10 protein-coding genes are annotated in these 14,555 nt (G+C 73.9%); 4 read left to right on the top strand and 6 right to left on the bottom strand.

The features are described from left to right. Positions 1-35 precede the first annotated feature (35 nt). Positions 36-2,027, top strand: a complete 1,992-nt coding sequence (locus ABD350_RS13000) for a heavy metal translocating P-type ATPase (RefSeq protein ID WP_344348123.1) — start codon at positions 36-38, stop codon at positions 2,025-2,027. 3 nt (positions 2,028-2,030) lie between these two features. Here ABD350_RS13000 and ABD350_RS12995 read toward each other — a convergent pair whose 3' ends face one another. The 3 genes from ABD350_RS12995 to ABD350_RS12985 form a co-directional block, all read right to left on the bottom strand. After that, positions 2,031-3,206: a hypothetical protein gene (locus ABD350_RS12995; RefSeq protein WP_344348122.1), complete on the bottom strand. Its 1,176-nt coding sequence runs from the start codon at positions 3,204-3,206 to the stop codon at positions 2,031-2,033. A 176-nt stretch (positions 3,207-3,382) separates the two neighbouring features. Then, the gene (locus ABD350_RS12990; RefSeq protein ID WP_344348121.1) at positions 3,383-5,071 is read right to left on the bottom strand and encodes a tetratricopeptide repeat protein; all 1,689 of its coding nucleotides are present in this window, start codon (positions 5,069-5,071) and stop codon (positions 3,383-3,385) included. A 156-nt stretch (positions 5,072-5,227) separates the two neighbouring features. Next, the gene (locus tag ABD350_RS12985; RefSeq protein ID WP_344348120.1) at positions 5,228-6,139 is read right to left on the bottom strand and encodes a LysR family transcriptional regulator; all 912 of its coding nucleotides are present in this window, start codon (positions 6,137-6,139) and stop codon (positions 5,228-5,230) included. Positions 6,140-6,266: 127 nt separating this feature from the next. On the opposite strand from ABD350_RS12985, the gene ABD350_RS12980 reads away from it, so the two are divergent. Next, positions 6,267-7,493: an MFS transporter gene (locus ABD350_RS12980; RefSeq protein WP_344348119.1), complete on the top strand. Its 1,227-nt coding sequence runs from the start codon at positions 6,267-6,269 to the stop codon at positions 7,491-7,493. 160 nt (positions 7,494-7,653) lie between these two features. On the opposite strand, the gene ABD350_RS12975 is transcribed toward ABD350_RS12980, so the two are convergent. Both ABD350_RS12975 and ABD350_RS12970 read right to left on the bottom strand, forming a co-directional pair. Further along, complete coding sequence (locus ABD350_RS12975; protein ID WP_344348118.1) at positions 7,654-7,878, bottom strand: hypothetical protein; 225 nt, start codon at positions 7,876-7,878, stop codon at positions 7,654-7,656. 126 nt (positions 7,879-8,004) lie between these two features. Continuing rightward, positions 8,005-8,991: a helix-turn-helix domain-containing protein gene (locus ABD350_RS12970; protein WP_344348117.1), complete on the bottom strand. Its 987-nt coding sequence runs from the start codon at positions 8,989-8,991 to the stop codon at positions 8,005-8,007. A gap of 187 nt (positions 8,992-9,178) precedes the next feature. On the opposite strand from ABD350_RS12970, the gene ABD350_RS12965 reads away from it, so the two are divergent. Together ABD350_RS12965 and ABD350_RS12960 are read left to right on the top strand one after the other, a co-directional pair. Continuing rightward, entirely contained in the window at positions 9,179-10,738 is a 1,560-nt protein-coding gene (locus tag ABD350_RS12965) for a sodium:solute symporter (protein ID WP_344348271.1), read from the top strand. Positions 10,739-10,906: 168 nt separating this feature from the next. After that, positions 10,907-12,076 (top strand): anhydro-N-acetylmuramic acid kinase, encoded by a 1,170-nt coding sequence (locus ABD350_RS12960; RefSeq protein ID WP_344348116.1) that lies wholly within the window; start codon positions 10,907-10,909, stop codon positions 12,074-12,076. Between the two features lie 130 nt (positions 12,077-12,206). Here ABD350_RS12960 and ABD350_RS12955 read toward each other — a convergent pair whose 3' ends face one another. After that, entirely contained in the window at positions 12,207-14,471 is a 2,265-nt protein-coding gene (locus ABD350_RS12955) for a glycoside hydrolase family 3 N-terminal domain-containing protein (RefSeq protein ID WP_344348115.1), read from the bottom strand. Between the last annotated feature and the right edge of the window lie 84 nt (positions 14,472-14,555).

Below are 14,555 nucleotides of genomic sequence, written 5' to 3'. Positions count from 1 at the left end.
GCTGTCTCGTCATGCCGTCGTGAAGGACTGCCCCGATGACCTCCGCTCTCGCCCCGGCCCCGGCCGACCGCGCGGCACCCCCGCGCGGCGGGGACCCCGCCCGCCGCCGTACCCCCTTGCTGTCCCTGCCCGAGGCCCGCTGGGCGGCCACGGCCACCGTCTGCTTCCTGCTCGCGCTGCCCTTGCACCTGACCGGCGCCCCGGCCTGGCTCTGGGGCCCGCTGTACGCGCTCACCTACGCGGCCGGCGGCTGGGAACCCGGCTGGGCGGGCCTGTGCGCCCTGCGGGAGAAGAGCCTCGACGTCGACCTGCTGATGGTCGTGGCCGCGCTCGGGGCGGCGGCGATCGGACAGGTCATGGACGGCGCGCTGCTGATCGTCATCTTCACCACCTCCGGCGCGCTGGAGGCCCTGGCCACCGCCCGCACCGCCGACTCCGTACGCGGACTGCTCGACCTCGCGCCCGCCACGGCGACCCGCCTGGGCGCCGACGAGGCCGAGGAGACCGTCGCGGCCGCGGATCTGGCCGTCGGCGACATCATCCTGGTACGGCCCGGGGAACGTGTGGGCGCCGACGGCCGGGTGCTCCACGGGCGCAGCGACGTCGACCAGGCCACCATCACCGGTGAGCCGCTCCCGGTGACCAAGGAGCAGGGCGACGAGGTCTTCGCCGGCACCCTCAACGGCACCGGCGCCCTGCGCGTCCGGGTCGAGCGGGACGCGTCCGACACGGTCATCGCCCGCATCGTGCGCATGGTCGAGGAGGCGTCGGGGACCAAGGCGCCGACGCAGCTGTTCATCGAGAAGGTCGAACAGCGCTACTCGCTGGGCATGGTGGCGGCGACCCTCGCGGTGTTCCTCGTCCCCCTCGCCTTCGGCGACGACCTCACCGGCGCGCTGCTGCGGGCCATGACCTTCATGATCGTCGCCTCGCCGTGCGCGGTGGTGCTGGCCACCATGCCCCCGCTGCTGTCGGCCATCGCCAACGCCGGACGGCACGGCGTCCTCGTCAAGTCGGCGGTGGTGATGGAACGGCTGGGTCAGGTGGACGCGGTGGCGTTCGACAAGACCGGCACCCTCACCGAGGGCACCCCGCGCGTCACCGACGTACGGCCGTTGACCGGCTCCGGCGTCGACGCGGACGAGCTGCTGCGCCTCGCGGCAGCCGCCGAGCGCCCGAGCGAGCATCCGCTGGCGCGGGCCGTCGTGGACGCGGCGCGGGAGCGGGGGACGGCCCTGCCGGCGGCGGACGGCTTCTCCTCCACCCCCGGGGTCGGCGTGACCGCCACCGTGGACGGGCGGACGGTCGCGGTCGGCGCACCGGCCCGGTCGGCGACCGCGGCCACCGGAGCCCGGGCCGCCCAGGCGGCGGTTGTCGCCGCCGAGCTGGAGGAGGGCGGCCGGACGGCCGTGCTGGTCACCGTGGACGGCAGCCCCGCGGGCCTGCTCGGCATCGCCGACCGGCTCCGCCCGGACGCGGCGCGCACCGTCGGCGCCCTGACCTCCCTCATCGGCAACGCACCCGCGCTGCTCACCGGCGACAACCCGCGCGCCGCCGCCCGCCTCGCCGCCGAGGTCGGCATCGAGGAGGTCCGGGCCGGGCTGCTGCCCGAGGACAAGGTGCGCGCGGTCAGGGAGCTGGAGGCCACCGGCCGCAAGGTGATGGTGGTCGGCGACGGCGTCAACGACGCGCCGGCGCTGGCCGCCGCGCACACCGGCGTCGCCATGGGCCGGGCGGGCTCCGACCTGGCGCTGGAGACCGCGGACGCGGTGGTGGTCCGCGACGAACTCGCGACCGTGCCCACCGTGATCTCACTGTCACGCCGGGCCCGCACCCTGGTCGTCCAGAACCTCGTCGTCGCCGGTGTCTTCATCGCCGGCCTGGTGGTCTGGGACCTGGCCGGCGACCTGCCGTTGCCGCTCGGCGTCGCGGGTCACGAGGGATCCACCGTCCTCGTCGGCCTCAACGGACTGCGGCTGCTGCGCGAGGGGGCCTGGCGGCGAGCCCGTACGGACGCGTCGGGGTGACCTTCACCGGTCGCCGGAGTCCGCCGCGTCCGGGTACGTCACCCGGGTGCAGCCCCTGCGCTCGGCCATGTCGTCGACGTACGCCCGGAGCAGGGCCGACACCGTCCGCGAACCGAGCACGTTGTCATAGGCGTAGCTGGTGGTGAGCGTGTGCACGGCGGGCTTGCCCCCGCAGACGGACGAGGCCCACCAGACGTCGTTCGCGTGCCCGGCCGTCCCCGGCTTGATGACGACGTCCTCGCCCTCGATGGTTTCGTACCCCGCCGCGCGGGCCTCGGCGCCGGTGTAGGTGACGGTGCGCAGCCACCAGGGCGAGTGGGTGACCGCGCTGTCGGCGAAGTCGCGCTTGTCCTCGGGCAGACCGCCGGCGGTGTGGCGGACCTGGCCGGGACTGACCGCCAGCAGGCAGCCCTCCAGCGGATGCGTGTCCCGCACCGGTACCGAAAGGGCCCGGTCGGGCAGCGGACCGTGCCCCGAGCGCCGGAGATACCCGGCGAACCACGCGCAGGAACCGCCGGCCGACCGCGCGGGACGCAGGGCGGTCGGCACGGGCGCCGGCTGCCCGGCGGGCAGGGCGGGCAGCCGGGTGCGGCAGCCGATCCGCCGGGTGAGGGTCTCGGCGGCCGAGCGGGCGATGCGGGCCAGACGCGCCCGGTCCGCCCCGGAGACCTCGCCGTCGTAGTCGGCACTGGCCGTGATGTGCAGCAGCGGGGGAGCGGCCGCGCTGCTGCCGGGTCCGCACTCGGCCCGGACGGTGGTGTACCAGTTGCCGTACCAGCCCAGGGTGCCGTCGCCCAGCGGCCGGGGTTCGGGGCGCCGGTCGGCGACGGCGGTGAGGTCCGTCTTGGGGGTGCGCTCGGCGGGGTGGGGGAGGGCGAACGGCTCCGTGCGGTCGCCGATCCAGTTCAACGGCTCCGCCTCACCGCCGCTCCGCACCGCCAGCGAGAACAGACCGGTGGTCCTGCCCGACCCGGACGCCCGGTAGACGGTGCAGGAACCGCGCGGCCCGCGCGCGTCGATCCGGTCGTAGTCGCTGGTCTCCGCCCGGACGGTGCCGCCGTCGAGGTCCATCACCGCGGCGCCGGACACCAGCCGGTCGCACGCCGCGGCGATGGCGCGTTCGCTCGCGGAGCGGTCCCGTACGTCGTCGACCGTCAGCCAGCCCGCGTAGAGGCTCAACCCGATCCCGCCCCATGCCGCGCACCGCCACAGCCTGATCCACCCCGCGCGCACCGCACACCTTCCGCTCGAACCCCTCCGGCGCGATCACCGGCCCGTCGGGCACCGAGCGTAGTTGTCCGGTCCCGGCCGGCTCGACGCGGGCCGGGCTCGGCGCCGGCCGCCGGGCCCGGGGTTCAGCCGGCGCAGCAGTCCTGCGGGGGCGCGGGGTGCGCGGCGGTGTCCAGCCGGCAGTAGCAGGACGCCTGGACCGGCACGTCCGCCAGCGCGGCGGCGAGCTTCAGCTGCCGGGCCACGAGCCGGGCCTCCCCCTCCTTGCCGAGCCGTACGAGGCACTCGTGAAGGCCGTGCAGCGCCCAGACGTTGTTCGGGTGCTGGAGCGGGCGCGGCAGCGTGTCGTCCAGCCCGAGGTCGGCCCGGTAGACGGCCTCGGCCTGCGCGACCCGGCCCTGTTCGAGGAGCAGCGCGCCGTACGCGTGCCGGGCCGGCTGCATCCACCCCCACGGCTCGTCGTACGCCAGGCCGTCGCTCAGTTCGATCGACCGGCGCAGCGCCGCGAACGCCGTGTCGTACCGGCCCTTGCGGTACTTCAGTTCCCCGTCGAGCATGTGCGCGGCGATCGCCAGGATGTCCGCACAGGTGTTGTTGAACAGCGTCCGGGTCTCGGGGACCCGGGTGACCGCCTCGCGGAACAGCTCGCGTTCCGTCCCGGCCTCGCCGGTGCGGCCCAGGGCGGAGAGCGCGACCCCGCGCGCGTAGCGCAGCATGGCCGTGGTCACGCAGTACAGGCGCGTGTCGGCGGGCATGGGCAGGCGCAGGATGTCGTCCCAGCGGCCGAAGCGGACGAGGACGTGCACCCGCATCGCGAGGAAGCCTTCCAGCCAGTCCGCCATCGGCGGGCTGTCCACCCGCAACAGCTCCTCGGGAACCGCCGCTTCGAGTTGCCGCGCCGTCTCGACGGCGTCCTGGAAGCGGCCGAGGAACATCGCGCCGTAGATCTTGAAGTGGAGGTTGTGGCAGCGGTACAGAGTGTAGAAGTTCAGCGCCCCGGCCCGGGCGAGGAACTTCTCGTCGGCCGCGATCGCCGCGGTGTTGTCGGAGACGACCCGGCGGTAGTCGCCGCAGAGCACCTCCAGGTGGGACGGCATGTGCTGGAGGTGGCCCGCGTCCGGCACCAGGTCGCGCAGCCGGTCGCCGGCGGACAGCGCGGCCTCGGGGGTGGGGGACATCTCCATCAGGTGGATGTACAGGTGCAGCAGGCCCGGGTGCCGGTTCCCCGCCTCGGTGGCGAGCGCCCGCTCCAGTACCGCCCCGGCCTCGATGGTGCGCGAGCCCGGGGCCGGCTCGCCCGTGCGGATGTCCCACAGCTGCCAGGGCGTCAGGTTCATCAGCGCGTCGGCGTACAGGGCGGCCACGTCGGGGTCGTCGGGCGCCAGCCGGTGCACGGCCCGCATGCTGTCGGCGTAGGCGGCGTTCCACACCGGGCCCTCCCCGGCGTCCGGGGTCCGGGCGCGCGGGTAACGGGCCCGCAACGCGTCGACGAGGGCCCGTTCGACCGGTGTGGCGCCGGCCGCCTTCGCGTGCGCGCGCCGCACCGCGGCGTGCGCACGTTCCACCGTCCGGCCCAGATCCTGTGCGTCGAAGGCGTCCCAGGGCTTGTTGTAGTGGGGACCGAGCGCGTAGGCCAGGCCCCAGTCGGCCATGGCACAGCCGGGATCCGCCGCGCCGGCGGCCTCGAAACAGCGGACGGCCTCCTCGTGGTTGAAGGCGTACGTCCAGTTCAGACCGCGGTCGAACCAGGTCTGCGCCTCGGCGGACGACGTCGTCACGGGCCGGCCGTGACCGCCGAGGTCGTAGTAGTGCATACGGGCTCCCTGTAGCGCTGACGGTCGGCTGCTGCGGACACTGCCCCGTCCGTCCGCGGGAAAACGGACGACCTCCGGCCGGCGCCGCCCGGTTGACGGTACGTCAACTCCATTGCCCCGGCCGTCATCCGGTCGGTCGGACGCCGTCACGGCCACTCAGCCGCTGTCCGGCCGGCCGCACGCCAGCACGGCCTCGCGCAGCCAGCGGTGCGCCGGATCGTCCGCCCGCCGGGTGTGCCACGCCTGCTGGTAGGCGAAGCGGGGCAGGTCCAGCGGTGGAGTGAACCTGCGCAGCGTCCGGTGCCGGTGCAGCGGGCCGACGGCCCGGCCGGCCACGGTCAGGACCAGATCGGTGCCCGCGAGCAGGTCCACGGCCGCGCTCCAGTGGGGCAGCGTCACGGCGAGGCGCCGGCGCAGCCCGCGCGCCGCGAGTGCCGTCTCGATCTCGTCGTGCGCGTCGGGCCGCATGGCCAGCATGATGTGCGGCCGCTCCAGCCACTCCGCCAGCGACAGGCCCCCCTTCCGCGGCAGTACGGCCTTGTCCGCCAGGCTGACGAACTCCTCCTGGAACAGCTCCTGGACGTGGATGCCCTCGGGCGGATGCGGGAAGACCCCCAGCGCCAGGTCCAGTTCGCCGTCCGTGAGCTGGGCCAGCATCGCCTCCCGGCTCGCCTGGCTGATCGCGAGGTCCAGGCCCGGCGCCCGCTCGCGGAGGTGCCGCACCAGCGGAGGCAGCACGATGCGCGAGGCGTAGTCCGACAGACAGAGCCTGAAGCGCCCACGGGTGCGCGACGGGTCGAAGTCCGGTGCGCTCAGCAGCCCGTTCAGGCGGGTCAGCGCCTCCTCCAGCGGCCGCACCAGCGCCTGGGCGCGGGCCGTCAGGACCATACGGCCGCCGTGCCGCACCAGCAGCGGATCACCGAACCGCGTGCGCAGTTGGGCCAGGGCGTGGCTGACGGCCGGCTGGCTCTTGTTCAGCCGCAGGGCGGCCCGCGTGACGTGCTTCTCGACCAGCAGGGCGTGCAGCGTCAGAAGCTGGTTGAGGTCGATACGGCGCAGCTCATCCATGTGGCGAATACTACGGATGCACAGAAAGCATTTCCATTGACGAGCGTGATGACGCAGGGTCGAACCGTCGCCCCGCGAGTCCTCGCGGGGCGGCGGCCAACCGCACCCTCACCCTTTCGGAAGAGCCATGTCCACCTCGCCCGGGACGGGCGCCACACGCGCCCCCTCCGTCGTGCACCCGTCGGCCCGTCAGGTCCCCGTCCTGTGGCTGGCGTTGCTCGCCTCCCCGGTGGCCGCCGCCGGCAACGCCGCCGTACTGATCCTCGGTGACCTCGGCCGTTCCCTCGGTATCCCCACGGCCACCGCCTCCTGGCTGGTCACCGTGTTCGCGCTGGCCCTGGCGATCGCGACGCCGCTGTTCGCGACGCTGCTGCGGCGGCGCGGCACCCGGACCGCGCTGTGGCTCGCCGCCACCTGCGTCACCACGGGCACCGTGCTGGTGGCCGTGTCCCCGTGGCTGCCGCTCCTCCTGGCCGGACGCGCCGTGCAGGCGGCGGGCGGGGCGGGCCTGACGGCCATCGCCATGAACCTGGCCGGCACCGCCCGCCGCATGGGCGTGATCAGTGCCGGGACCGGGATCCTCGGCGCCGTGGGACCGCTGCTCGGCGAGCGCCTCACCGGGACGGTCTCCTGGCGCGCGGCGCTGTCCCTCCTGGCGGTCACCCTCCTGGCCGTCCCCGCGGTCAGTCGCCACACCCGGCCGGCGCCGCCGCCCACCGGGGACCGCTTCGACACCCGGGGCGCGCTGCTGCTGGCCGTGCTGTCCGGCGGGCTGGTGCTGCTGCCGTACCGCCCGCTGCCCGCCCTGGCCGTGGCCGCCGTCGCCGCCGCACTGCTGGCCCCGCACATCCGGCGCCGCCCGGACGGCTACGTTCCCGCCGCCGCGCTCGGCTCCCGCCTCTTCCGCGGCTCGGCCCTGATCGCCCTCGCCCTGTCCGGGTCCTACTTCACGCTGCTGTTCGCGGTGCCCCAGATGCTCACCGACCGGGCGGGCCGGCCGGCGACCGCGGTGGCCGTGGGCCAGATGGCCGCCATGATCACCGGGTCCCTGCTCACCCTCGGCTTCGCGGCCGTCTCCGCGCGGCTGGGCCACCGCACGGTACGGGTGATCCTGCTCGCGGCCGGGACGCTCGCCGCCGCCGCGGCCGTCCTCGCCCACGGCGCGGTCGTGCCGCTCGCGGCGGTCGGCCTGGCCGTCTTCGCCGCCACCGCCGCCAACGCCACCCAGTCCGTGGCCGCCGCCTCCGCCGTGCCCGACCGCCAACGCCCCGCCGCCATCGGCCTGTTCCAGCTCTGCTATCTCCTGGGCGGCGCCCTCGGCCCGGCCCTCGCCACCACGCTCGTGCTCCGCTGACATCCCCCACGGGTGCCGTTGACGAGCGGCGAACCAGCCGACACGCGGCGGGACGTGACGCGCGGACGGTGAGCGCGGGGGGTGTCCTCCGGGCGCATGCCACTCGGCGGATCCGGTGGCTGCCACCACGGAGAGCGGGTCACCGCCCCGCGCATCACGGTCAGTTCGCGTGGACCCCCCACCACTGCTGGAAGTCCTGCCGGTTGCAGCCGAAGGCACGCAGCCCGTACGCGAAGCTGTCGTCCATGCAGCGGCGGGTGGCGTTGTTCTGCCCGTCGAAGTGGAAGACGTCCGCACGGGCCTGCGCGGGCGTGGACACCGACAGCGCGGCGATCGCCGCGGTCGCGGCGACGACGGCCCACCGCCGTACAGCGGGTATCTGCATGATCCCTCCCGAGGGATGAGGAACGACGACCGAGGCTCCGTCCCCGGACGACAGGAGCGTGCGGGCCGGTCTCCGGCCGGGCCGCGCCTGTGTCCCGCACCCTAGGCGCGGGACCCTCGACCGCGGTTACCTCCCCGTGCGCGGATGCTTACCGGTCCGTGCCGCCCGCCGGTACTCGCCCGGCGCCATCCCGAACATCGTCCGGAACGCCCTGCTGAACCCCTGAGGATGGCCCAGGCCCCAGCGCGCGCCGATCGCGGCCACCGGCAGCGCGTCCAGACGCGGGTCGGCCAGGTCCTCCCGGCAGCGCTCCAGCCGCCTGCGCCGGATCACCGCCGCGACCGTCCCCCCGTCCTGCTGCCGGAACAGCGCGTGCAGAGCGCGCAGTGACAGATGGTGGAAACCCGCGACCGCGGCCGGCCCGAGCCGTGGGTCGGCGAGGTTGGCGTCGATGAAGCCGAGGATCCGTGCCAGCATGACGTCCTGCCGGGTCTGCACCGGCAGCTGCCCGTAGGCGTCCAGCCGGCGGGCGATGACCGCCCCCGCCAGGTCGGCCGTCATCCGCCCCATGCGTTCCAGCTCCCGGGGCGCACAGTCCGCGCCGTGTGCCCGTATCGACGTCATCAGATCCGCCAGCACCCCGCCCACCCCGGAGGCCGCCAGCGGGACGGCCAGGGCCCGGCGGGCCCGGTCCACCGGCAGCGGCAGTACGTCGTGCGGTATCTGCGCGATGACCACCTCGGTGTCGTGACCCCGGTCCGGGACATCCCCGCGAAACGGCTCCGACAGGTCGAACATGGCCAACGCGCCATGCACGAGCCCCGAGTCCTGCCTGCGCTGCTCGATCCACAGCGGAGCGCCGGTGACGAACATGAGCTGATACACGCCCGGGTCGTCGGCCCGCACGTCCGCCCAGGTCCGGGACAGGTGCGCCGGGGGACTGCGGAACCAGGCCACCCGCACCGGACCGGCCTGCGTCAACGACGCGCGGGCGACGAAGTCCCGCGACGCGACCGCACTGGTGAGCCGCATCCGTGCCGGCTGATCCGACACCAGCTCGGCCCAGAACCCGAACCGGGCCGATGCGGGTAAGTGCGCGTTGGTGATCTCCAAAGCTCCCCCTCGATGGATGTCGGCCCGAGTCTCAGCGAGGGCGGAAGGCGCCGCAAGGGTGACGCGGCGCTTCGGATGGGGGCGCCGCCGCTCCAGGTTGCCCGCGGGGGTTGTTGACGGGGCCAACGGCTGAAACTACTTTTCACGGCATGAATGCGTTTGCGAAGGAAACTTTCCTTCCGTGAGTGTGCGTCAGCTCGACCTGCTGGTGGTCGTCGTCTACCTCGTGGCGATCGCCGTGATCGGACTGCGCCTGGCCGGACGGCAGAAGACGGCGAAGGACTACTTCGTCGGTGAGGGCCACATGCCGTGGTGGACCGTCTCCTTCTCCGTGGTGGCCACCGAGACCAGCGTGCTCACCGTCATCAGCCTGCCGGGCGGCGCCTACAGCGGACAGGGCTTCGGCAACGTCGAACTGGCCCTCGGCTACGTCATCGGACGCGTCGTCGTGGCGACCGTACTCATCCCGCTGTACAAGCGGGGCGGCTTCGTGAGCGCCTACCAGTACCTGGGCAGCCGGTTCGGGCTCAAGGTGCAGGGCCTCGCCTCCGTGACCTTCGTCTTCACCCGGCTGCTCGCCGAGGGCGTCCGGCTGTTCGCCTCCGCCATCCCGATCAAGCTGCTGCTCGACGAGTTCGGCGTGCACGCCGGCTACCGCGTCATCATCATCGTGCTCACGGCGATCACCGTCGTCTACACCTACCTCGGCGGCATCCGGGCGGTCATCTGGACGGACGCCATCCAGATGGGCCTGTACCTGGGCGGCGCCCTCCTCGCCATCGGCGTGCTCACCGCCCAGGTCGGCGCCGACGGTGTCCAGCGCGCCCTGCACGCGGACCGGTTCCGGCTCTTCGACACCGACTTCCATCTGGCGCACATCCTCACCAGCCCGTTCGCCCTGCCCACCGCGATCATCGGCGGTGCCATCTTCGCGATGGCCAGCCACGGCTCCGACCAGCTGATCGTCCAACGCGTCCTGGCCACCCGCTCACTGCGCGACGGCCAGAAAGCGATGATCGCCTCCGGTGTCTTCGTCACCCTCCAGTTCGCCGCGTTCTCCCTCGTCGGCGCGCTGCTGTGGTCCTACAACCAGGGCAGGACCTTCCAGGAACTGGGCCTGACCAGCTCCGACAACCTCTACCCGGACTTCATCCTGCACGGACTGCCCGTGGTGGTCTCCGGCCTGCTCGTGGCCGGCATCCTCGGCGCGGCCATGGGCTCGCTGTCCTCCGCGCTGAACTCCATGTCGAACTCGACCGTCGCCGACATCATCCACAGCTTCTTCCGGAGCGTGCCCACCGAGGAGTTCCTGCTCCGGCTCGCCCGGTTGATGACCCTGGTGTGGGCGGTGCTGATGGCCCTGTTCGCCTGCGCCTTCAGCACCAGCACCGGCAATGTCTACCTCACCGGCCTGACCATCGCCGGATACACCTACGGCGCGCTCCTCGGCGCGTTCCTCCTCGGCCGGCTCGTCCGGCGCGCGAAGGAGACCGACGCCGTACTGGCGTTCCTGGTGACCGTCGGCGTCATGACGTACATCGTGCGCGGCGTCAAGATCGACGTCAGCGCGGGCGGCACCACCGTACCCACCGCGATCGCCGCGCAGTGGCTCGTCCCCCTCGGCGTGGCCGTCACCCTGGCCGTGGGCGGTCTGACCAGCCTGTTCCACCGCACACCCCCCACCGCCCCGGCCGCACTGGACGACGACGGCACCGACCGCCCGGCGGCCACCGTCGCCCCCGAGTGACCAGGCGGGTGGCCGTGACCAGGCGGGGCGGCCGTGACCAGGCGGGGGGCCGTGATCAGGCGGGGCGGCCGGTTCGGCGACCGGTGACCGTGACAGCCCCGGAGGAACCATGCACCAGCCGCAGCCGGCCCCGCCCGCCCGGCGCGGCCCCGGCCGGAAGGAGACTCCGTGCGCGTGATCGGCCTGATGTCGGGCACCTCGTACGACGCCATCGAGGCCGCCGCGGCGGACCTCGCGCTGGACGGGGACACCCTGCTCCTGCGACCCCTCGGACACCTCTGCGTCCCCTACCCGGACGACCTGCGGGACCACATCGCCGCCGCCCTGCCCCCCGCGCCCACCACCACGCGGGCCGTCTGCGCCCTGGACACCGGCATCGGCCAGGCCTTCGCCGACGCCGCCGGGCGCGCCCTGCGCGACCTGTGCGCGGGCACCGCCGACCTCGTGGTCTCGCACGGCCAGACCATGCACCACTGGGTCGAGGACGGCACGGTCCGCGGCACCCTCCAGCTCGGCCAGCCCGCCTGGATCGCCGAGGCGACCGGCCTGCCCGTCGTCTCCGACCTGCGCAGCCGGGACGTCGCCGCCGGCGGCCAGGGCGCGCCCCTGGTCGCCCTGACCGACGCCCTGCTGCTGTCCGGCCTGCCCGGCACGCCCGCCGCGCTCAACCTCGGCGGCATCGCCAACGTCACCGTCCTCGTACCCGGCGCCGAGCCGCTCGCCTTCGACACCGGCCCCGCCAACGCCCTGCTGGACGCGGCCGTACACCACTTCACCGACGGCGCCGCCGACTACGACGAGGACGGCCACCGGGCCGCTGCCGGACAGGTCAGCCCCGAACTGCTGCGCGTCCTGCTGGACGACCCCTACTACCGCAGACCCGCCCCCAAAAGCACCGGCAAGGAACACTTCCACCTGCCCTACCTGCGGCGCGCCCTCGACACCGTGCCGGTGCCGGTCACCGCCGACGTCCTGGCCACCCTGACCCGGCTGACCGCCGTCACCGTGGCGGACGCCTGCCGCGCCCACGGCGTCACCCGGCTCGTCGTCTCCGGCGGCGGCACCCGCAATCCGGTGCTGATGCGCATGCTCGCCGAGGAACTCCCGGACGTGCCGCTGCGGCCCAGCGACGACCTGGGCCTGCCGTCGGCCGCCAAGGAGGCCCTGGCCTTCGCCGTCCTGGGGTTCCTCACCGCCCACGGCCTGCCCGGGGTCCTGCCCTCGGGCACCGGAGCCCGCCGCGCCACGGTGCTCGGCAGCATCACCCCCGGCCGGTCACCGCTGCGCCTGCCCGAACCCGCCGCACGGCCACCACGCCTGCTGCGGATCACCCGCTGACCCGGCCGGCCGCGGCGGGCTGGGAGCCCCGCCCGCCCGGGGTCGGTGCCACCCGGGCGGGCGAGGACGAGGGGGCCGCGCGGGGCGGGGCTGTCGGCCGGGTGCCGGGGGCCTGTCGGCCGGTGGGTGGTCAGGTGCCGGCGCAGTGCGGGGAGGGTGTGCCCGCGGTGCCGTTCGCGGTGAAGCCGAACGTGGCCCTGGCGCCGGGGGAGAGGGCACCGTTGAAGGCGGCGTTGCGGACGGTCGCCCGGCCCTGGGCCGTGGTCAGGGTGCCGTTCCACAGGCTGGTGACGGTGGATCCGGCCAGGTCCCAGTCGACCGTCCAGCCCGTCAGCGGCCCGGATCCGGTGTTCTCCACGGTGACCTCGGCCTGGTAACCGCCCTGCCAGGAGGAGGCGGTGCGGAAGGTCGCCGTGCACGCGCCCGGGGCCGGAGACGGGGTCGGGATCGGAGTCGGGGTCGGGGTCGGGGTGGGCGTCGGGGTCGGTTCGGGGGCGTCGTCGTAGGTCAGCCCGTACCCGTACGGGAACAGCGGGGACTTGCCGTCGCCGTCGTTGACGGGCTCCTGCGCGGCGGAGCGCATCCAGCTCATGGGCAGCCTGCCGTTGGGCGCGTAGTCGCCGAACAGGACGTCGGAGACGCCCGCGCCCTCGGTGCCGGGCAGCCAGGCAGCCAACAGCGCCTTCCAGTCGGGCAGTTGGGTGGCGATGTCGAGCGGCCGGCCGGAGACCACCACCACGACGACCGGCACTCCGCTCGCCTTCAGCCGGGCGAGGGTCCCCAAGTCCTCCTGGTCCAGGCCCATGCCGTCCGGCCGGTCGCCCCGGCCCTCGGCGTACGGGGTCTCGCCGACGACGGCGACGGCCGCGGTGTAACCGGAGTCGATGCCGTTGCCGTAGCGGTCGTAGGTGACACGCGAGGGGTCGGTGACGGCCGTGCGGATGGCCTGGAGCACGGTGGTGCCGTCGGTGACGGGACCGCTGCGGCCCTGCCAGCCCACGGTCCAGCCGCCGCTCTGGTTGCCGATGTCGTCGGCGGACTTGCCGGCGACGAACAGCCTGGCCGACTTCGCCAGCGGCAGCACCCCGCCGTCGTTCTTCAGCAGCACCTGGGACTCGCGCACCGCCTGCCGGGCCAGCGCCCGGTGCGCGACCGAGCCGACCGTGCCGGTGAACGACCGGTCCGTCAACGGGTGTTCGAACAGGCCCAGCTGGAACTTCTTCGTCAGGACGCGGCGGTTGGCGTCGTCGATCCGGGCCTGCGGGATCCGGCCCGCGGTCACCTCGCCGCGCAGCAGGCCGAGGAACTTCTTGTAGTCGTGCGGCACCATCACCATGTCGACGCCCGCGTTGACGGCCGTGGAGATCTCGGCGCCGGTGAAACCGCTCTGCCCGTCGAGCTGGTCGACCGCGGCCCAGTCGGACACGACGAACCCGGTGAATCCCAGCTCGCCCTTGAGGACGTCCGTGACCAGGTATTTGTGGGCATGCGACCGGACGCCGTTCCACCTGCTGTACGACAGCATCACGGAGCCGACCCCGCGGCGCACCGCCTCCTTGAACGGCGGCAGATGGATCACCCGCAACTCGGCCTCGGACAGCTGGGTGTCGCCCTGGTCCACCCCGGAGGTGGTGCCGCCGTCGCCGAGGTAGTGCTTGGCGGTGGCCAGCACCGATGCCGGGCCGGACCCCAGGGCCTCGCCCTGCAGGCCGGTGATGAACGTCGTCATGGCGGAGGGGAGTCCGGGACTCTCGCCGTACGACTCGTAGGTGCGACCCCACCGGTCGTCGCGGGCCACGCACAGGCACGGGGCGAAGTCCCAGTCGATGCCGGTGCCCGAGATCTCCTCGGCGACCGCGCGTCCGACCCGCTGGACGAGGCCGGGGTCACGCGTGGCGCCGAGTCCGATGTTGTGCGGGTAGATCGTGGCCCCGCGCACCGCGTTGTGGCCGTGCACGGCGTCGATGCCGTAGATCATGGGGATGCCGAGCGGTGTGGCCAGCGCGGCGCGCTGGAGCGAGTCATAGGTGTCCGCCCAGGTCTGGGCGTTGTTGGGGCTGACCGTGGAGTCGCCCCCGGAGAGCACGGACCCGATCCGGTACGCGGCGAGGTCGGACTGCGGGACGAGGGCGTCCTTCTCGATCTGTGTCATCTGGCCGAGCTTGTCGTCCAGCGTCATCCGGGACAGCAGGTCGTTCACCCGGTCCGGGACGGGCAGCGAGGCGTCCTGGTAGGGGAGCCCGGCGGCCGACGCGGCGGCGGTCCGCTCCGGCACGGCCGTGGCGGGTCCGGAGAGGACCAGGCCCGCCACGCACAGGGCCACGGCCGCCGTCACCCGGCGACGGGCGGACGGAAAGCGCCGGACGGCGCCGTTGTGGTGCGGTGACAGTGGCATGCGGGTCCTCTCCGGGGAGGCGGGAGGGGCGGCGGGCACAGGATATGGGAGCGCTCCCATGGCTGGTTCTGGTGGGGACTGTAG

This window comes from Streptomyces nogalater (genome assembly GCF_039532885.1).
Taxonomy (GTDB): Bacteria; Actinomycetota; Actinomycetes; order Streptomycetales; family Streptomycetaceae; genus Streptomyces; species Streptomyces nogalater.
The sequence above is the reverse complement of the archived record's forward strand: the minus strand, read 5'-3'. Positions and strand labels throughout refer to the sequence as shown.